An 18,918-nucleotide genomic window follows, 5' to 3' on the forward strand; every position below is an offset into this window, starting at 1 on the left:
AATTATGTTTTTTCTTGTTGTATTTTTTCCACCGCTTTTATTCGGTCTGCAAAGAAACTACTTTTTTCTGGATATTTCAAACTTAAAATTCGATAGGCTTGTATGGCCTGCTTGTATTTTTTCTGTTCCACGTATACCTTGGCCAAGGTTGCGGTCATTAATTCGTTCTGGTCAAAGGTCAGTGATTCCTTAATAGATACCTTTTTGGTATTCTCCTGTGGTACTATTTTAGGGTTGTTTTGTATGAACTTATCTATAAGTTCAAATTTCTTCTTTTGATGTTCTGTATTCTTATGAGTAGGTTGGGATTGTTTGTCTTCGGATTCGGGTTCCGGGGTAGTCTCTTCCTTTTTAGGATTTTGATTGGTGAGCTGTAACCATTGGGCAAAGGAGTATTTTTCGTCCTTTGAAAAGCTAAGGGGTTTTCCTATCTCTAGTACTTCTTCGGCTTTTTTTTTATCCTCCGTAAGAGCTTCGTCTATTTTAGGGTCCTTAGAGGTGAAAATTGAGGGGTCTAAAATTTGGTTCGCATCTTTTGCGGTACGAGGCCATGGTTCATCTTCCGATACTTCTATCAACGATTTCTCTTCTTTAAATTCGGATGTAATTTCTTCGGAAATGGTTAAGGTGTCACTTAAAGAAGTGGCTTTTCCTGAAATAGAATCTGCTATAGTATTCTGAAGAAAGTCTTTAGAGGTAATAAAATCGAATAAAATATCCCTGTCGGCGGTATAGGCAGCAGTGACTTTAAGGGCGTTATTATATTTAAAACTGTTTAAGTTTTTTAATCCTTTTAAATGCATTGCTCTGGCAGCTTGGAAATAAGGGTATTCTTCCAAAATATCTTCCAGTTGATGCGTCTGCAAGGGGGAGACCAATTTATCGGGGTTTTGTAATAGATATGTAAAATCTTGTACGTTCATATTCTACCAATCTGCCAATGATTTATTAAAAATATCTTGGGTAATACGTTCAAAAATTACTTGATGGGCTTCATCTTTCACAGAAGAAAATTGAGAGTTAGCCGGATAATCATAAAAGAATGAGAACGGCTGTTCAAAATCTGCATCCGCTTTGGTGTTGTTAAAGAACCTTACATTTACCCTTATAGTTAATCTGTTTTGTGCTGCAGTCTGTTGAGCGGTAGCAGACATAGGTGAGATACGATATTCTACTATCTCTCCTTCATATACCAAGTCTCCGTTAGAGGTAACTAAATCTAGGCTGGTTTGGTTTAGAATTAAATCTTGAAGGGCTAAGGTAAAATCCCTGTCCATTCCTGGTTCAAATGTAGAGCCTGGATTTTGGGAGGCATAGTTTTGGAAATAGGGTACCTGAAATGTTTTTGCTGTCCCAACATCACCACCCGTGAAATTATAAATTCCACAACTAGAAATGCCTGCTACCAAAACAAGCATTATAATAAGGTATTTGTTATTAATCATTAAATTCTTTTTTACTTTGGCTTTTTCTAAAGGTCGTACTGTTTTATTTTTCGGTAAAGGGTGCGTTCCGAGATTCCAAGCTCAGCGGAGGCAGCCTTTCTTTTTCCTTTGTTTCTCTCTAGTGCCTTTTTTATAAGTTCTATTTCCTTTTCCTGTAAAGATAAGGTTTCTTCTTCTTCAATTTCTTCTGCAAAGTGATACTTGTCTTCTATTGCAGGGGTGGGAGTTGGTTTTTCTACGTAGGGCTCTGGGAGCTCCAGAATATTAGTTGCAACTTCTTCTTCTTCCTCATCTGTATAGACTTCTTCTTCCTTTCCGTAAATTTTTCGGATCAGGTTCTCATTCTCCCCTTGTACTTTTTCGCTATCATTGTTTTTAAGAAGCTCTAAGGTGAGTTTTTTTAGGTCGTTTAAATCCCCCTTCATGTCGAATAAAACCTTGTAAAGAATTTCCCTTTCGTTGCTAAAATCGCTTTTCTTCTTTTCTTCCTTAACTATTGCGGGAAGGTTGGTGTTACTCGCATTAGGTAAATAGCTATTAAGGGAAGCTAAAGAGATGTTTCTGCTCTCTTCTAATACAGAGATTTGTTCTGCAATATTTCGCAATTGTCGGATGTTTCCAGGCCAGCGATATTTAACAAGTAGTTGTACTGCATCATCTTCCAATCTAATGGTGGGCATCTTATATTTTTGCCCAAAATCTGAAGCAAATTTCCTAAATAGCAGGTGGATGTCATCTTTCCGCTCCCTTAGTGGGGGGATGTTAATCTCTACTGTGCTTAAACGATAGTAAAGGTCTTCTCTAAACTTTTCATTTTTTATTGCTTCGTACATATTAACGTTGGTCGCAGCAACAATCCTGACGTCCGTTTTTTGTACTTGAGAAGAGCCTACTTTTAAGAACTCGCCATTTTCTAACACCCTTAATAGGCGTACTTGTGTGGTAAGAGGGAGTTCTCCCACTTCATCTAAAAAAATGGTTCCTCCGTCGGCCACTTCAAAATAACCACTTCTTGTGGAAGTGGCTCCTGTAAAAGCACCTTTTTCGTGTCCAAAAAGTTCACTGTCTATAGTCCCTTCAGGAATGGCTCCACAGTTCACTGCGATATATTTAGCATGTTTTCTATGGGAAAGAGAGTGAATTATTTTTGGGATGGCCTCTTTACCTACCCCGCTCTCCCCGGTGACTAGTACAGAAATATCTGTAGGGGCAACCTGAATGGCCTTTTCAATGGCACGATTTAGTTTTACATCGTTACCAACAATTTCATATCGTTGTTTAATTGCTTGGATCGACTCCATAATAATTAATTGTTATGAGAATATCCTACAGGTACACCTAATAGTGTTCCTGATGTACAATCTGTGATTTTTACATTTACAAAATCCCCAACCTTATAGTTTTCTTTAGGAAAGACTACAACCGAGCTTTGTGAATTTCTTCCCATCCAGTCTAATTCCGATTTTTTGGAAGTTCCTTCAATAAGTACCTCTACCGTTTTTCCTAATTGCTGTTTGCTTCTATAGTGGCTGTGTTCTCTTTGTAATGCTATGATTTCTGCTAATCTTCGCTTTTTAGTTTCTTCTGGAACATCGTCCTCCAAATTTTTGGCTGCTGCTGTACCAGGTCTCTCAGAGTAAGCATACATATAACCAAATTCATACTTCACCTCCCGCATTAAAGACAGGGTGTCTAGATGGTCCTCTTCTGTTTCTGTGGGGAAGCCAGCAATCATATCCTGAGATATGGCACAATCGGGAATGATTTCCATAATGTTTTTTACCAATTCTAAATACTCTTCGCGAGTATGCTGCCTGTTCATTTCCTTAAGGATGCGATTGCTACCGCTTTGTACAGGAAGGTGAATGTAGTTACAAACATTTTCGTATTTAGCTACCACTCTTACCACATCTAAAGTCATGTCTTGTGGGTTGGAGGTAGAAAAGCGGATCCGTAATTTTGGATGTGCTTGCGCTACCATTTCTAATAGATTTGCGAAATTTACCGAAGTGGCTTTCTGTATTTCGGATGCTTTTTTAAAGTCCTTCTTTAAGCCGCCTCCGTACCATAAATAACTGTCTACATTCTGACCTAGAAGGGTCACCTCTTTATATCCCTTGTTTACCAAGTTAGTTACCTCCTCTAAAATGGATTGTGGATCTCTACTTCTTTCTCGCCCTCTAGTAAAAGGTACTACGCAAAAAGTACACATATTATCACATCCGCGTGTAATGGAGACAAATGCTGTTACCCCATTAGAGTTTAATCGGACCGGAGAAATATCACCGTATGTTTCTTCTTTAGATAGAATTACGTTTACAGCATCACGACCGCTATCTACTTCTTTTATTAAGTTAGGGAGGTCTTTATAAGCATCTGGTCCTACAACCATGTCTACAATTTTCTCCTCCTCTAATAATTTTGATTTTAACCTTTCGGCCATACAACCTAGCACTCCAACCTTCATGTGTGGTCTATGACGTTTAACTGCGTTGAATTTCTCCAGGCGCTTGCGAATGGTAAGTTCTGCTTTCTCCCTAATAGAACAAGTGTTTACCAATACTAGGTCGGCCTCTTCAAGTTCTTGAGTGGTGTTAAAACCTTCTTCTGAGAGTATAGAAGCTACAATCTCACTATCAGAAAAGTTCATTGCGCAACCATAGCTCTCTATATATAGTTTTCGCGAACTGTTTTCCTTTTCTTTTAAGGTTAATGCAGTTCCCTGTACGGATTCATCTATTGTCTTCTCCATGTTCTGGTACATTAGCTTTTGTGGTTTGCAAAGATAGCATTATCTAGAAACATGTGACATAATGACAGTTAAAAATTAAATAAATTGTATTGTGCCACCTATGAGGAGTAAAGGAGGTTGATTTGTGTTTATGGTGTGTTAGTATATTGTTAGGGATAATGGGAAGTTTTTGTTTTTCCAAATGGGGCTTTTTTTACATAATTTATATGTAAATAGATCGCGAATCTCTTTTGTGGTTTAACAATGTATTCTTTTATTTGTTGTAGTAGCTTTTTCTTGCCTAGGGTGCTGTGTAGAGTTGTCAGTGTACCAATCTAGCAGAAGATATAAGGTTGTTGAATACTTAAATTGATTTAATATGATGAGCATTCTTAATTTAAAGTATATGCTATTTTCTACAGTTTTCTTTTTCCTGGCAAAATCTTGCTCAGAGGGGGAGGTAGGAGTGTCGGATAAAACGGAGTTGGATACTATGCATAAGGAAATACAGAAATTGGCAAAAAGCGAAGATTGCGATGATAGCAAGCAATGGCGTTTTACAGCTTTAGGGGCTAAGCCTTGCGGAGGGCCTACCTCCTATATTGCTTATTCTGCCAAAATAGATACTGTTCTTTTTCTTTCTATGGTAAAGGAATATAATAAAGGTATGGTAGAATACAATATAGAGAATGGTTTGGTTTCGGACTGTGCTATGGTGGCCATGCCAAGTGGTGTAATTTGTAAAGAGAATATGCCTGTATTTATATATTCTAATAGTAAGGCTGAATAATAATTTTTTTGACGGTATTTGATGGTTGAAATCAGCTGTTTCTAGCAGGTGAATTTCTCGTCATATAATAAAGGTATGGCATCAAATTAAAAAAATCAGTTACTTTTGTTTTTCCAAAAACATGTTAATGGCAAAGAATTTAGTAATTGTGGAGTCTCCTGCTAAGGCAAAGACTATTGAGAAATTTTTAGGAAAGGACTATAAGGTAGCCTCTAGTTTTGGGCATATTGCCGATTTGCCTTCCAAAGAATTGGGTGTGGATGTAGAAAATGGTTTTGTTCCTAAATACATTGTAGATAAGGAAAAGAAAGCGGTGGTCAAAAAATTAAAGGATTTGGCCAATAAAGCAGAAACTATATGGTTGGCTAGTGATGAGGACCGAGAGGGGGAGGCCATTTCCTGGCATTTGGCAGAGGAATTAAAGTTAGATAAAAATAAAACGAAACGGATTGTTTTTAACTCCATTACCAAATCGGCTATTCAAAAAGCGATTGAAAATCCTAGGGAGATTAATTACAATTTGGTGAATGCCCAACAAGCAAGAAGGGTCTTAGACCGGTTAGTAGGGTACGAGCTATCTCCAGTATTGTGGAAAAAGATTAAACCAGGATTATCTGCTGGTAGGGTGCAATCTGTTGCCGTAAGGTTAATAGTGGAAAGGGAAAGAGCAATTGAAGCTTTTGTTCCCGAAGCAGCATTTAGGATATCAGCAGAGTTTATAACTGATGAGGGTAGTGTAGTAACTGCTAAGTTAAATAAGACTTATCCTAGCCAGGAAGCGGCAGAGAAGTTTTTACAGCAAAATGTAGGAGCTGCTTTTTCAGTAGCTAGTCTTGAAAAGAAGCCAGCAAAAAAGTCTCCGGCAGCACCGTTTACCACTTCAACGCTACAACAAGAGGCTTCTCGTAAACTCTATTTTTCGGTTTCTAAAACCATGCAGGTAGCACAGCGTTTATATGAGGCGGGGTTAATAACATATATGAGAACCGATAGCGTTAACCTTTCTAAAGAAGCTATAGATGCTGCTAAGGATGCTATTATAAAGAATTACGGTAAGGATTACAGTAAGGTTAGGAATTTTACGGGCAAGTCTAAGGGTGCACAAGAAGCGCATGAGGCTATTAGACCTACGGATATGACTAATCAGTCTCCTTCCCTAGAAAGAGATCAGGCTAAATTATATGAATTAATATGGAAGCGTACCTTAGCATCTCAAATGAGCGATGCGCAATTGGAGCGAACAAATGTTAAGATAAAAGCCAACACTCATAAAGAAGAATTCACAGCCAACGGGGAGGTGATTAAATTTGACGGGTTTCTTAAAGTATACCTAGAAGGGACTGATGAAGAGGATATTTCTGAAGAGCAAGAAGGAATGCTTCCTGCTATGAAGGAAGGGGAGCAGTTAGAAAATAAGTATATAACTGCTACAGAGCGATTCACAAGAGCCCCGTATAGATTTACCGAAGCTTCTTTAGTGAAGAAATTGGAAGAATTGGGAATTGGACGTCCTTCTACTTATGCACCTACTATTTCTACAATACAAAATAGAGGGTATATAGAAAAAGGTAATGTAGAGGGTACAGAACGTAAATATGTGCAACTGCGATTTAAATCCGATAAAATTACTTCTAAAGAACTGATCGAAAATGTAGGTTCGGATAAAGGGAAGATGGTGCCAACCGATATTGGAATGATTGTTACCGATTTCCTTGTAAGTCATTTTGAATCTATTTTAGATTATAATTTTACTGCCAAGGTAGAGGAGGAGTTTGATGAGATTGCTACAGGGAATGAAGATTGGCAAAAGGTAATGAAGAATTTCTATAGCGATTTTCATCCGAAGGTGATTGATGTAGAAGAAAATGCAGATAGGGCAAGTGGTGAGCGTATTTTGGGAACAGATCCAGAAACTGGGCGACAAGTATCCGTTAGGTTGGGTAGATTTGGGCCAATGGTTCAAATAGGAACTGTAGATGATGAAGACAAACCCTTGTTTGCTAGTTTGCTGCCAGATCAGTCGTTAAATTCCATTACTTATGAGCAAGCTATGGACCTATTTAAGCTGCCTAGGAATCTGGGAGTTTATGAAGGGGAGGAAGTAGTGGCCAACGTGGGTAGGTTTGGGCCTTATGTAAAATTCGGAAAAACATATATCTCTATGGCTAAAGGTGAAAGTGCCATGGATATTACAATGGATAGAGCAATAGAGCTTATTGTGGAAAAACAAAAAGCAGATGCCCCTATCGCTATGTATGAAGATAAAGAAGTAACCAAAGGAGTTGGTAGGTTTGGTCCCTTTATAAAATGGGATGGAATGTTTATTAATGTAAGCAAGAAGTATGATTATGATAATCTTACCGAGGCTGATATTAAGGAGCTTATAGAGGTTAAAAAACAAAAGGAGATTGATAAGCTGATACAAGAATGGCCAGAAGAGGGTATCCGTATCGAAAAGGCTAGATGGGGTAGGCATTCTATAATAAAAGGTAAGGTGAAGGTAGAGGTTTCAAAAGATGTAGATCCTACTAAAATTACTTTGGAGGAAGCCAAGCAGCTTATAGACAAGAAATCACCTAAGAAAAAAACTAAGGCCAAATCTAAAGCCAAACCTAAGACTAAGAAATAATATGGTTTTCAGTTTTTTAGTACCTATTAAAGAAGAGGTATTAGACCAATGTGAGTTATTGCCTTCACAGTCCTTAGGGAGGCAGATTTTTAAACACACCTCAAAAGAGGGGCTTCCAGAATTGGCCAAAGCCAATGTGGCATTTTTAGGAGTAAACGAAACAAGGAATGCTTTTGGGGAACCAAAGGAGGTCTTGGATTTATCGGGGATTAGAAATCAACTCTATGGCTTAATGATGGGGAATTGGAATACCAATATTGTAGATTTAGGGGATGTAAACCCTGGAGATACGGTAGAGGACACCTATTTTGTAGTGAAGGGAGTAGTGGCAGAGTTGATTGCTAAAGATATCATCCCAATCGTAATAGGAGCTTCACAAGATATTACTTATCCTACCTATAGAGCATTTGATGGACTCAAAAATATGGTTAATTTAGTATCCATAGATAGTAGGTTCGATTTTGGATTGGACGAGGATCAGATTTCTACACACTCCTATATGAGTAAGATTATAACCGATAAACCCAATAATCTTTTTAATTTTTCGAATATTGGGTATCAGAGTTATTTTAATACTCAGGAGGAAATAGATCTTATGGAGCGTTTATTCTTTGATTATTACCGGTTGGGTCAATTGATTAGTGATATTACATTGGCAGAGCCTGTGCTGAGAAATGCCCATATGGTAAGTTTGGATGCTCGTGCCGTACGAGCGTCGGAAATGGGGTCTTCTAGTAATTTTTCTCCAAATGGATTTACGGGAAGAGAAATATGTACCATTGCTAGATATGCGGGGATAAGCGATAATGTGTCGTTGTTTGGAGTGTATGAATGTGAGAACAACAGTCAATCATTTCAGCTCATCTCTCAATTGATTTGGTATTTTATAGAGGGGCTTAATTTTAGAATTAAAGAAACACCGGATAGTAATAGTGATAATTTCACTAAGTATACTGTTCCTACAGATAATGAGTCACTAATCTTTTATAAAAGTCAACTTACCGAAAGATGGTGGGTAGAGGTTCCTTCAATCATAACAGCGCATACTAAAACAAATTCAGTTGCGTTATTACCTTGCACGGAACTAGATTATTTAGAAGCATGTGATCAAAATATCCCCGAAAGGTGGTTTAAAGCATATAAAAAAGGCTTTAATTAAGATAAATTTTTTATCGTATAAAGACGGTTTTGTACAATAAATTATTTAAAATGTAGTTTTAGAGAATAATACTAGTGTTTGTATTTATAATGATAATCGAAATTTAACCAAACGTATGAAGAAGCTATTGTTGTCATCTATAGCATTTGTTTTTTTACTCTCAAGTTGTGGGTCTGGAACAAAAGGAGAACTTGTAGGAGTTAAAGGAAAAAAATGGTATCCAGAAAAGCCTCACGGAATGGTATTGATTCCTCGTGGATCTTTTACTATGGGAAAAACTGAGGAAGATCAAGCAAAGATTCTCAATGCGCCAGCAAAAACTGTTACGGTAAGGTCGTTCTATATGGACGATACCGAAATAACGAATAGTGAATACCGCCAATTTGTAGAGTGGGTGAAAGATTCTATTGTTCGAACTAAGCTTGCAATATTGGCAGACGAATTGGGGAAAGGTCCTGAAGATGGAGGGATAGGAGAATATGCATTTATGGATGCAGATACTTCTAGACTTTCTGTATATGATAAATATATGATGAACAGATATTCTGGACCTCAGGTAGATGACGTTGGAGAAAACGCATCTATGCAATCTTGGTATGAGGGAAGGGCGTTAAACAAGAAGCCAAAACTAATTTGGGACACTTCTAAATACCCTGATGAGTATTATGCCGAAATCATGATAGACTCCATGTATGTTTCAGAGGAGGAATCTTATAACGGTCAACGTCATATAGATGTTACCAAGTTAAAGTACAAGTACACTTGGATGGATATTGAGGCGGCAGCCAGAGCGAAAACGGGAAGTAGAAGAGACTTTATAAAGCAAGAGGAGTTAGAGATTTATCCGGATACAACCGTGTGGATCAGAGATTTCTCTTACTCTTATAATGAGCCCATGCACAATGATTACTTTTGGCATGATGCGTATAGTGAGTACCCAGTAGTAGGGGTTACTTGGAAGCAGGCACAGGCCTTTTGTAACTGGAGGACCAAATTTAAGAATGACGATCAAAAAAGCAGGGGCAAGCAGTTTGTTAACCGCTTTAGATTACCTACCGAAGCAGAATGGGAATATGCAGCAAGAGGTGGAATTGAAGGAGGAACATACCCATGGGGTGGTCCTTATGTAATTAGTGATACAGGGTGCTTTATGGCTAACTTTAAACCACAACGTGGAGACTATGCAGCGGACCAGGCTTTATATACTGTAGAGGCTAAATCTTTTGAGCCTAACGATTACAACTTGTATAATATGGCTGGTAACGTGTCTGAATGGACGAACAGTAGTTACGACCCAAATTCTTATGAGTATGTATCTACTATGAACCCTAATGCTGGTTCTGCCAATAACAACCGGAAAGTAATTCGCGGTGGATCTTGGAAAGATGTGGCTTACTTCTTACAGGTGAGTACCAGAGATTATGAATACCAAGACTCAGCACGTAGCTATATTGGCTTTAGAACGGTGCAAGACTATATGGGCGAAGAAGATACAACGAGATAATCTAATGTATAAAGGTGCATTTGCACTTTAAAAATAACAACCAAAACCAAATACTTATTATTAATTTATTTATTTAAATCTTGAATTATGGCACAATCAAAATCAACAAAAAAATTATTTCAAATGGCCTATGGCCTGGGAGCATCTATAGTTATTATAGGGGCCTTATTTAAAATTCTTCACTGGCAGTTTGGTCCTTTAACAGGAGGGTTGCTCTTGGCAATTGGTCTTATTACAGAAGCTTTAATTTTCGCTATTAGTGCATTTGAGCCTGTAGATGACGATGTAGATTGGTCTTTAGTGTATCCTGAATTAAACGGGGGTGAGACTTCTAGAAAATCTAATGCTGTAGTTGAAAACGAGGTTAAGGAGGCAGAAGTGTCCTTATCTAGAAAACTAGATGAGCTTTTAAAAGAAGCTGGTGTAGATGCAAATCTTATGCAGAGTCTTGGATCTAGTATCAAGAATTTTGAAGGAGCAGCTAAAGGTATCGCACCTACAGTAGATGCTATGGAGTCTACCAGGAAATATTCTGATGAGATGATACAAGCAGCAGCTCAAATGGAATCTTTAAATAGCCTTTACAAAGTTCAGTTAGAAAGTGCAAGCAGACAGGCTTCTATTAATGAAGAAGTAGTTCAGAACTCTAGTGCTTTAAAAGAGCAGATGCAATCATTGGCTACAAACCTTTCTTCTTTAAATGGAGTGTATGGAGGTATGTTGTCTGCAATGAATAGAAACTAATTAGTTGTCTTATGATAACCAATCCCAAATCAATTAATAATAAAAACTAATTAGAAAATGGCAGGAGGAAAAGAAACACCACGTCAGAAGATGATCAACCTAATGTATTTGATCTTCATCGCGATGTTGGCCCTAAATATGGGAAAAGAAGTGCTATCGGCTTTCGGTCTTATGAACGAAAAGTTAGAAGCTTCTAACGTAAAGACTACAGAAAATAACCTAGCTTTTTTAAGTGGTCTTGAAACTAAAGCGTCTGAAAACAATGAGAAATTTGGACCTCTTTTGGCAGATGCAAAGAAAATTAAAGAATTATCCGAAGAGTATTATTCCTATTTAGAAGGTATTAAGAAGGATATGATGGCTAATGTTAAGGATCCACAGGACTACCAAGTAATGGATATGACCGATTATTTGGATCAACGATTCTTTAAAGGAGGAAAGGTTAGTCCAGAAGGAAAAGAATTCTTGGATAAACTAATAGACTATCGCACCCAAATTTCAGCTGTGATGCCTGAAGAGCTTGATGCAGTAAAATCTTCAGTGCAAACTAGGTTTGAAACTGGTGATGAAAATGGGATGGTAGAAAAACGTGATGGTACTAAGCAAGATTGGTTAAGCTACAACTTTGAGGGATATCCATTAATTGCGTCTTATACGAAGTTAACCGCCCTTCAGGCAGATATTAAGTCTACAGAGGAGGATGCTTTAAAAGCTATGTTGCAAGGGCAATTAAGTAGTGAAGTTTCTATGACCAACTACACCACCTTATTAGAGCAAGAGAAATCTGCTTTTTATGCTGGAGAAAAATTTGCAGGAAATATTGTGTTAGGTCGTAAAGATGCTAGTACTAAACCTAATGAGGTAAACCTAACTTTAGACGGAAGAAAACTGAACGAAGGTACAGATTACGTTATAGAAGACGGTAAGGTCAGATTAACGATAAGTGCTGGTAATGCTGGTGACCATAAAATTGAAGGTAACTTGGTATTTATACAAGATGGAGAGCGTACAGAAGTGCCGGTATCCTCTACATTTGCTACAATTACCAAACCTAATGCAGCTGTAATTTCTGCAGATAAGATGAATGTGGTTTATCGTGGAGTAGCTAACCCTATTACGATTTCTATTCCTGGAATTCCAGATAATAATGTAAATGCGTCTGCACCTGGTCTTTCTAAGCGTGGTGGAAGTAAGTATGTTATGAACCCAGGAACGGGAAGAACGGTTTCCATTTCTGCTTCTGGTAAATTACCAGATGGTCAAACGGTAAGTTCTTCTACGGAGTTTAGAATTAAGGATATTCCAAGACCTTCAGGATCTATTAGAGGGGAAACTGGAAGTGCAAGAATGGGGAAACAAAACCTAGAGATTTCTACTGTAGGTGCCCTATTAGAAGACTTTGATTTTGATTTAAATATTGGTGTTAGTGGCTTTAAATTTAAAGTTCCAGGACAGCCAACTGTTAGTGTAAGAGGTAATAAATTAGATAGTAGAGCTAAATCTGCTCTTAACAGAGCAAGTCGTGGAGATGCTGTTCAGATATTCGATATTGAAGCTTATATTACAAACAACAAAAGCTATAAGCTTCCAAAAGTTTCTCCAGTTGTAGTGGAGATTACAAATTAGTAAATGATGAAATTTACCATGACAGAAGGCTTTAGTTTAGCCGTCTGTCATTGGTAATTAATAGCTGCCGTTAGGTAGTCTAAGTTTTTAATACAATAAATTTAATATAGATGAATTGGAAAAATGTTTTGTTAATTGGAGCTGTATCGCTGCTTCCCCTATCTATTTGCGGCCAAGCAAATATTCTGAATGCTAAGAAGCCAGAGGAGATAGGTAAGAAAACAGCAGCACAGAAAGCATTGGATAATGACGCCCCATTGCCATATGGCTATGTAGACGATAGGGATATCCTTTGGTCTAAAACAGTTTGGGAGGTAATTGACCTAGATGAACGCGTTAATTTTCCGCTTTATTATCCTTTAGATACCATAGATATTGGTCCGGATAGAAGGTCTTTATATGATGTTTTGATTAAAAACATTAAAAACGGAAGACTTAAAGATATCTATGTTGATTCTTATTTTACGGAAAAAAGAAACTTTAGTGACTTAGAAGCTACTTTAAAGAAAAGCGACACTTTAGATCTTGGTTATCAGCAATTAAATGCAGGAGAGCCTATTTCTCCTGAGTATATTAACCAAAGAACTCTTGTTGCGGCTGATTTGGAGGAATACCTTATTAAAGGAATGTGGTATTTTGATAAAAGATTAGGGGAACTTAAATACAGGCTATTAGGAATAGCTCCTGTGGCTCCGGACGTTAACTTTATAGACGACGAATCTATGGACCCGGCCGACGCAAAAGTAGCCTTGTTTTGGGTGTGGTACCCAAGTGCTAGACAAATTCTACACGAAGCAAAGGTTTTTAACCAACGTAATTCTGCACAGCCAATTTCATTTGATATGCTATTGAACGCAAGACGTTTCAATGCTACCATTTACAAGGAAGATAATGTGCACGGAGATCGTGAAATTAAAGACTATATTACCGATAATGCCCTGTTTCAATTACTTGAAGCTAAGCGTATAAAGGAAGTTATAAGAGACAGAGAGCAAGACATGTGGGCCTATTAGCCTAAAATATATCCAATTCATACATCTATTAAAGTGCTGCATCGTAAGATGTGGCACTTTTTTTATGCGCCTCATTGTGGATTAATTTGCTGTACGTGATACAGAATTAAAATTCCTTCTCTACTTTTACAGCATGGTAGATTATATAGTAGTGGGCATGGGGCTCGCAGGTATTTCTTTTTGTGAAGTCCTTAAAAAAAATAAAAGATCGTTTATAGCAATAAGTGACGATTCCCAGGTTTCTTCGGTGGTTGCAGGCGGCTTATACAATCCTGTTATCTTAAAACGTTTTTCCCTCGCTTGGAATGCCAAAGAGCAGATGGAAAGTGCTATTCCTTTTTATAAGGAAATAGAGGAGCGATTAAAAAGAAGATTGCTATATAAAATTCCAGTTCTAAGGAGATTTACTTCTATAGAAGAACAAAATTTGTGGTTTGAAGCTGCAGATAAACCTAATTTAAAGCCCTTTCTTTCGCCTGATTTAAAATTTAATACTAATGAGCATATAGAAGCGCCCTTTGGATATGGAGAGGTGTTAGGTACAGGAAGGTTAGATACTGCTGTACTGGTAGAGGCTTATGCAGCTAATCTACGTGAGAAGAAGTTATTATTATCCGAAACCTTCAACTTTAACGAGCTTAGAGTTTTTGATTCCCATATAGAATACAAGTCCATTAGTGCCAAACAAATTGTATTTGCTACTGGTTTTGGCTTAAGAGAGAATCCCTATTTTAACTATTTGCCTCTTAACGGGACCAAGGGGGAGCTATTAACAATTAAAGCACCGTTGTTAAAAGAACCTAATGTGATTAAATCTTCGGTATTTATTATCCCAAAGGAAAAAGACCTTTATCGGGTAGGGGCTACTTATAATAGGGAAGACAAGACCAATTTAGCTACAGATGGAGCTAGAGAAGAGTTGCTTAAAAAGCTAGATAGTTTTCTTAAGTGTCCTTATGAAGTGGTAGATCAAGTTGCCGGTGTGCGACCTACTGTTAAAGATAGAAAGCCATTAATTGGAAGGCACCCCCGGTATCCTCGTTTGTATTCTTTAAATGGTTTTGGTTCTAGAGGAGTTATGTTAGCACCAACTGCAGCTCAACAACTTTTTGATTTGGTAGAGAATAATAAGTCCTTAAATAAGGAAATAGATATTTCCCGTTTTCCCTATAGTAATTAAGAGGTTTTTTTTGCAGCATTGGGGTCGTAGTGCACAAAGAAATTAATCCAAATATTTCTAGATACCCTAATTATAAATGGCATAAATACCACTAGTGTTAAGGTGATAGCTATAAATGTATTGATTAAAGTGGTTTGAAAAATTAAAAATGCTATAACGAAAGCGGCTACTCCAAAAGCTACTCCCACCGCATAACTAACATACATTGCACCAAAAAAGAAAGAGGGTTCAATTTTATATTTAGTTCCGCAATGCGAACATTGCTCGTGCATTTTAAAAATGTTTAACATGTTATAGGGGTTCTTATCCTTATACATGCTCTCTTCGTGACATTTAGGACAAGTTCCTGTTAAAATACTATAGAGTTTGGTTCCTTTTTTTAACATTTGCAAAAGTTTATGCGAACTTACAATTTTTGTACATTATTTCATTCTGAAAATCAACACAAATTATGCTGAATATCCATAACCTCTCTGTTTCTTTTGGAGGGGAATATTTATTTGAAGAAATATCTTTCCGATTGAATTCTGGGGATAGGGTAGGGCTTATTGGTAAAAACGGAGCTGGAAAGTCTACCCTCTTAAAAATTCTATCCAAAGATATGCCTGTGGATTCGGGGACAATAGCTGCAGATAAAGATCTTAAAATGGGTTTTCTGCGTCAGGATATTGATTTTGAGCAGGGAAGAACCGTAATGGAAGAGTCTTACCAAGCATTTGTAGAGATAAAGGAACTGGAATTAAAATTGGATGAGATTAATCATCAGCTAGCGGAACGTACCGATTATGAATCTGAAAGTTACAGTCAGCTCATTGTAGATTTAAATGACGTTACCCATCATTTCGAAATCTTAGGGGGTTATAACTATGAGGGGGAGACAGAGAAAGTATTATTAGGCCTTGGTTTTAAGCGTGAGGATTTTGATAAAAAGACAGAAACTTTTTCGGGTGGATGGCGTATGAGGATTGAGCTAGCAAAATTGCTTTTACAGAACAATGATGTATTGCTGCTGGATGAGCCTACCAACCACTTGGATATAGAATCTATAATTTGGTTAGAGAACTTCTTAAAAAATTATTCTGGTGCAGTAATGATTGTATCTCACGATAAGATGTTCTTAGACAATGTTACTAACCGAACTATTGAAATATCCCTAGGAAGGATTTATGATTATAGTAAGCCTTATTCTGAATACTTGGTATTGCGGAGCGAGATGATGCAGCAGCAATTAAATGCGCAAAAAAACCAGGAGAAGGAGATTCAGCAGGCAGAGCGCTTAATAGAAAAATTTAGGGCAAAATCTACAAAAGCCTCCATGGCGCAATCCTTGATTAAGAAATTGGATAGAATGGAGCGTATAGAGGTAGATGAGGATGATAATAGTGTGATGAACCTTAGGTTTCAGGTATCCGTTACCCCAGGAAAGGTTGTTGTAGAAATGGAGGGGCTAAGTAAAAGCTATGGGGATAACCAGGTGCTAAAAGATATAGACCTGTTGATAGAAAGAGATAGCAAAACTGCCTTTGTTGGTCAAAATGGTCAAGGTAAATCTACATTAGCAAAAATACTAGTAGGCGAATTAGATTATACAGGGCATTTAAAATTGGGGCATAATGTTCAGATAGGATATTTTGCACAAAACCAAGCGGAATACCTAGATGGTAACAAAACCATCCTAGATACCATGATTGATGCCGCTAATGAAAGTAATAGGAGTAAGGTAAGAGATATTTTAGGGTCCTTTTTGTTTAGGGGAGATGAGGTAGATAAATACGTAAAAGTATTGTCTGGAGGAGAGCGAAACCGCTTAGCATTGGCAAAGATGCTATTACAGCCCTTTAATGTCCTAGTAATGGATGAGCCCACCAACCACCTAGATATAAAGTCTAAGAACGTCTTAAAACAAGCGTTGCAGAATTTTGATGGCACCTTAATCTTGGTGAGTCACGACCGAGATTTTCTTCAGGGGTTAACCAATAAGGTGTACGAGTTTAAAGACGGGAATATTAATGAGTACTTGGGAGATATCGATTACTATTTGGAAGAGCGAAAAGTGACCGACTTTAGAGCGATTGAGAAAAAAGATACTCCTTCCAAAAATAAAGAGAAAGTTAAATCGGCCTCCAATAATTTTGAGGATCAGAAGAAATTAAAATCTCTGAAAAACAAATTGAGTAACACCGAGAGTAAGATTTCCAGTTTAGAAAATAAAATTGCGGAAATAGACCAAGAGTTGTTAGAGAATTATGATGCAGCTATTGCAAAACCTAATTTTTTTGAAACCTATCAAAAGAAAAAAAAGGATTTGGAAAAACTAATGCAAGATTGGGAAGATCTTAGCATGGAATTGGAGGAGTTTCAGGAATAAGCGCTACTAATTATACTCGGTTTCATCATACCCTTAATGTCTATTTAATATAGGTGAGTTGGTCTCAATTAAACTTTAAGTTATTATAAGGCTAGGGTTTTGTTGTTTGTAAAGCAAAACTAATCTTTAAGGTGGCGCCTCATTATTGTTATAGGCTATATTATTTCGCCACACATATAGCTACTTTCACAACAAAATTTGGGCTTAGCATTACCATTGAACGATTATTTTTGCGTTTAGGCGTATAAAACACGTCGTTTGTGAGGTAATTAATTGGACTATAAAGGGTTAGTCTTAATTAGAAAATCTCGGGTATATGAAAAATCTAATAGGTCAATTAGGAGTTAAGGTTACCATACTACTCGTAGGATGCTGTTTTAACTTTATTGCGGTCCAAGCGCAAGTTCCTAAGCAGGAAAAAGAGGCTCTCCTAGCCTTATATAAAAGTACTGAAGGTTCTAATTGGAATACTAAATGGAATCTAGAAGAGGAGGTAGATAAATGGTATGGAGTAAGCGTAAAAAATGGACATGTTTATGCCATAAACCTATTGATGAATAATTTAAAGGGGAGTTTGCCTAATACTATTGGGAGTCTTAAACATCTAGAGCAGCTAAACCTTGCTTTTAATACCATAGAAGGATATATTCCAGAAAGTATAACTACACTTACAGAATTAAAAATTCTAAAATTAGAAATGAACCGTTTAAGTGGTCAGATTCCAGCCCGTATAGGAAATATGGAAGCGTTGGAGGAGTTTGTAGCATTTAATAATTTCTTATCTGGGAATTTGCCTGAGAGTCTTGGTAATCTTAAGAATTTAAAGGCTCTTAATTTATCGAGTAATAAATTAGTTGGAGAAATTCCGGATTCTTTAGGGGGCTTAGTCAATTTAGAGCGATTAGGCTTGTTTGAAAATAAACTAGTTGGAAGTATCCCCATGGAATTGGGTGGCTTAGGGAAATTAAAAGAGTTGATTCTAGCTAATAATGAATTGAGAGGGGCAATTCCTGTGGAGTTTGGTCAATTGGTAAGTTTGGAAGTGCTCCAAATTCAGAATAATAATATCTACTCATTTGATGGGTTAGAGGGGTTAATTTCCCGTGAAACTTTGGTGTTGGATTACGATAAGAAAAAAGAGAGAAAGAAATTTAAAGAATTTGATACAAATCTATTAAGAATGGTGGATACCAAATTTGAGGATGATGTAGATGAATAAAAGATGTGGTATGGCAGTTTAGTTAAGTATTATGAAGGGGAGTTAATTAGCTCCCTTTTTTTGTGCTTAAAGATATCGCTAATAAAAGATAAGTGAGCGGTTACTTATTTAATTAACTTAACTAATTTTATGAAGAAGCTATTTCATTAAGAAGGTGTTTCTTTAATTTAAGGATCACTATTTTTATCTAGCATGAATAACATTTAAATATGTACGAACACTTTTTTCAATGTCCCTACTGTTGGGAGGAAATTTCTATGTTGCTAGATCCCTCCATATCAGAACAGACCTATGTAGAAGACTGTGAGGTCTGTTGTAATCCTATATCGGTGAGTCTTTCTTTTAGTGGTGGTGAGCTTATTGGGTTTGAGGCAACGGATGTTGGCTAATCTAAATTGACTACCTACTAAGTGAAATTAGAAGTGTCACGGATCTTACCTTGATTTCATATCTATAATTTCGGAAATAGGTAGAGTGTGATTGTAGACTAGACTATTAATAAAAAAACAG

At 37.1% G+C, this 18,918-nt stretch carries 16 protein-coding genes; 11 read left to right on the plus strand and 5 right to left on the minus strand.

Going from position 1 to position 18,918, the window contains the following annotated elements:
- Window positions 1–2 precede the first annotated feature (2 nt).
- The 4 genes from H344_RS0108000 to miaB are packed head-to-tail and all read right to left on the minus strand — an operon-like array spanning window position 3 to window position 4,197.
- The gene (locus H344_RS0108000) at window positions 3–923 is read right to left on the minus strand and encodes a hypothetical protein (RefSeq protein WP_026809849.1); all 921 of its coding nucleotides are present in this window, start codon (window positions 921–923) and stop codon (window positions 3–5) included.
- Between the two features lie 3 nt (window positions 924–926).
- Window positions 927–1,445, minus strand: coding sequence for an LptE family protein (locus H344_RS0108005; RefSeq protein WP_026809850.1), 519 nt, complete (start codon window positions 1,443–1,445; stop codon window positions 927–929).
- Window positions 1,446–1,471: 26 nt separating this feature from the next.
- Window positions 1,472–2,746 (minus strand): sigma-54 interaction domain-containing protein, encoded by a 1,275-nt coding sequence (locus H344_RS0108010; RefSeq protein ID WP_026809851.1) that lies wholly within the window; start codon window positions 2,744–2,746, stop codon window positions 1,472–1,474.
- 5 nt (window positions 2,747–2,751) lie between these two features.
- Window positions 2,752–4,197, minus strand: a complete 1,446-nt coding sequence (miaB, locus tag H344_RS0108015; RefSeq protein ID WP_026809852.1) for a tRNA (N6-isopentenyl adenosine(37)-C2)-methylthiotransferase MiaB — start codon at window positions 4,195–4,197, stop codon at window positions 2,752–2,754.
- Window positions 4,198–4,555: 358 nt separating this feature from the next.
- On the opposite strand from miaB, the gene H344_RS20990 reads away from it, so the two are divergent.
- The 8 genes from H344_RS20990 to H344_RS0108055 all read left to right on the plus strand — a co-directional run bounded on the left by H344_RS20990 (window position 4,556) and on the right by H344_RS0108055 (window position 14,821).
- Window positions 4,556–4,966, plus strand: a complete 411-nt coding sequence (locus tag H344_RS20990; RefSeq protein WP_157378184.1) for a hypothetical protein — start codon at window positions 4,556–4,558, stop codon at window positions 4,964–4,966.
- A gap of 127 nt (window positions 4,967–5,093) precedes the next feature.
- Window positions 5,094–7,595: a type I DNA topoisomerase gene (topA, locus tag H344_RS0108025; RefSeq protein ID WP_026809853.1), complete on the plus strand. Its 2,502-nt coding sequence runs from the start codon at window positions 5,094–5,096 to the stop codon at window positions 7,593–7,595.
- A gap of 1 nt (window position 7,596) precedes the next feature.
- Window positions 7,597–8,754: a formimidoylglutamase gene (locus H344_RS0108030; protein ID WP_026809854.1), complete on the plus strand. Its 1,158-nt coding sequence runs from the start codon at window positions 7,597–7,599 to the stop codon at window positions 8,752–8,754.
- 115 nt (window positions 8,755–8,869) lie between these two features.
- Window positions 8,870–10,258 carry a T9SS ring complex lipoprotein PorK/GldK gene (gene porK / locus H344_RS0108035; protein ID WP_026809855.1) on the plus strand — a complete coding sequence of 463 codons (1,389 nt, stop codon included), beginning with the start codon at window positions 8,870–8,872 and terminating at the stop codon, window positions 10,256–10,258.
- Window positions 10,259–10,345: 87 nt separating this feature from the next.
- Entirely contained in the window at window positions 10,346–11,002 is a 657-nt protein-coding gene (porL, locus tag H344_RS0108040) for a type IX secretion system motor protein PorL/GldL (RefSeq protein WP_026809856.1), read from the plus strand.
- 57 nt (window positions 11,003–11,059) lie between these two features.
- A complete protein-coding gene (gene porM, locus H344_RS0108045) occupies window positions 11,060–12,628 on the plus strand; it encodes a type IX secretion system motor protein PorM/GldM (RefSeq protein WP_026809857.1) in 1,569 nt (522 codons plus the stop codon).
- Between the two features lie 110 nt (window positions 12,629–12,738).
- Window positions 12,739–13,641 carry a type IX secretion system ring subunit PorN/GldN gene (gene porN, locus H344_RS0108050; protein WP_026809858.1) on the plus strand — a complete coding sequence of 301 codons (903 nt, stop codon included), beginning with the start codon at window positions 12,739–12,741 and terminating at the stop codon, window positions 13,639–13,641.
- Between the two features lie 133 nt (window positions 13,642–13,774).
- Entirely contained in the window at window positions 13,775–14,821 is a 1,047-nt protein-coding gene (locus H344_RS0108055) for an NAD(P)/FAD-dependent oxidoreductase (RefSeq protein WP_026809859.1), read from the plus strand.
- On the opposite strand, the gene H344_RS0108060 is transcribed toward H344_RS0108055, so the two are convergent.
- The gene (locus H344_RS0108060; RefSeq protein WP_026809860.1) at window positions 14,818–15,207 is read right to left on the minus strand and encodes a DUF983 domain-containing protein; all 390 of its coding nucleotides are present in this window, start codon (window positions 15,205–15,207) and stop codon (window positions 14,818–14,820) included. The genes H344_RS0108055 and H344_RS0108060 overlap by 4 nt on opposite strands.
- Before the next feature lie 65 nt (window positions 15,208–15,272).
- On the opposite strand from H344_RS0108060, the gene H344_RS0108065 reads away from it, so the two are divergent.
- The 3 genes from H344_RS0108065 to H344_RS0108075 all read left to right on the plus strand — a co-directional run bounded on the left by H344_RS0108065 (window position 15,273) and on the right by H344_RS0108075 (window position 18,797).
- Complete coding sequence (locus tag H344_RS0108065; RefSeq protein ID WP_026809861.1) at window positions 15,273–17,189, plus strand: ABC-F family ATP-binding cassette domain-containing protein; 1,917 nt, start codon at window positions 15,273–15,275, stop codon at window positions 17,187–17,189.
- 316 nt (window positions 17,190–17,505) lie between these two features.
- Window positions 17,506–18,408, plus strand: a complete 903-nt coding sequence (locus H344_RS0108070; protein ID WP_026809862.1) for a leucine-rich repeat domain-containing protein — start codon at window positions 17,506–17,508, stop codon at window positions 18,406–18,408.
- 209 nt (window positions 18,409–18,617) lie between these two features.
- Window positions 18,618–18,797 (plus strand): CPXCG motif-containing cysteine-rich protein, encoded by a 180-nt coding sequence (locus H344_RS0108075; RefSeq protein WP_026809863.1) that lies wholly within the window; start codon window positions 18,618–18,620, stop codon window positions 18,795–18,797.
- Window positions 18,798–18,918: the final 121 nt, after the last annotated feature.

It is taken from the genome of Arenibacter latericius DSM 15913 (genome assembly GCF_000424985.1).
GTDB lineage: Bacteria > Bacteroidota > Bacteroidia > Flavobacteriales > Flavobacteriaceae > Arenibacter > Arenibacter latericius.

Coding starts and splice junctions, on each gene's coding strand:
- miaB (WP_026809852.1), bottom strand. CDS start 4,197: ATGGAGAAGACAATAGATGAATCCGTACAGGGAACTGCATTAACCTTA.
- H344_RS0108075 (WP_026809863.1), top strand. CDS start 18,618: ATGTACGAACACTTTTTTCAATGTCCCTACTGTTGGGAGGAAATTTCT.
- H344_RS20990 (WP_157378184.1), top strand. CDS start 4,556: ATGATGAGCATTCTTAATTTAAAGTATATGCTATTTTCTACAGTTTTC.
- topA (WP_026809853.1), top strand. CDS start 5,094: ATGGCAAAGAATTTAGTAATTGTGGAGTCTCCTGCTAAGGCAAAGACT.
- H344_RS0108030 (WP_026809854.1), top strand. CDS start 7,597: ATGGTTTTCAGTTTTTTAGTACCTATTAAAGAAGAGGTATTAGACCAA.
- H344_RS0108000 (WP_026809849.1), bottom strand. CDS start 923: ATGAACGTACAAGATTTTACATATCTATTACAAAACCCCGATAAATTG.
- H344_RS0108010 (WP_026809851.1), bottom strand. CDS start 2,746: ATGGAGTCGATCCAAGCAATTAAACAACGATATGAAATTGTTGGTAAC.
- porM (WP_026809857.1), top strand. CDS start 11,060: ATGGCAGGAGGAAAAGAAACACCACGTCAGAAGATGATCAACCTAATG.
- porL (WP_026809856.1), top strand. CDS start 10,346: ATGGCACAATCAAAATCAACAAAAAAATTATTTCAAATGGCCTATGGC.
- porN (WP_026809858.1), top strand. CDS start 12,739: ATGAATTGGAAAAATGTTTTGTTAATTGGAGCTGTATCGCTGCTTCCC.
- H344_RS0108005 (WP_026809850.1), bottom strand. CDS start 1,445: ATGATTAATAACAAATACCTTATTATAATGCTTGTTTTGGTAGCAGGC.
- H344_RS0108055 (WP_026809859.1), top strand. CDS start 13,775: ATGGTAGATTATATAGTAGTGGGCATGGGGCTCGCAGGTATTTCTTTT.
- porK (WP_026809855.1), top strand. CDS start 8,870: ATGAAGAAGCTATTGTTGTCATCTATAGCATTTGTTTTTTTACTCTCA.
- H344_RS0108070 (WP_026809862.1), top strand. CDS start 17,506: ATGAAAAATCTAATAGGTCAATTAGGAGTTAAGGTTACCATACTACTC.
- H344_RS0108065 (WP_026809861.1), top strand. CDS start 15,273: ATGCTGAATATCCATAACCTCTCTGTTTCTTTTGGAGGGGAATATTTA.
- H344_RS0108060 (WP_026809860.1), bottom strand. CDS start 15,207: ATGTTAAAAAAAGGAACCAAACTCTATAGTATTTTAACAGGAACTTGT.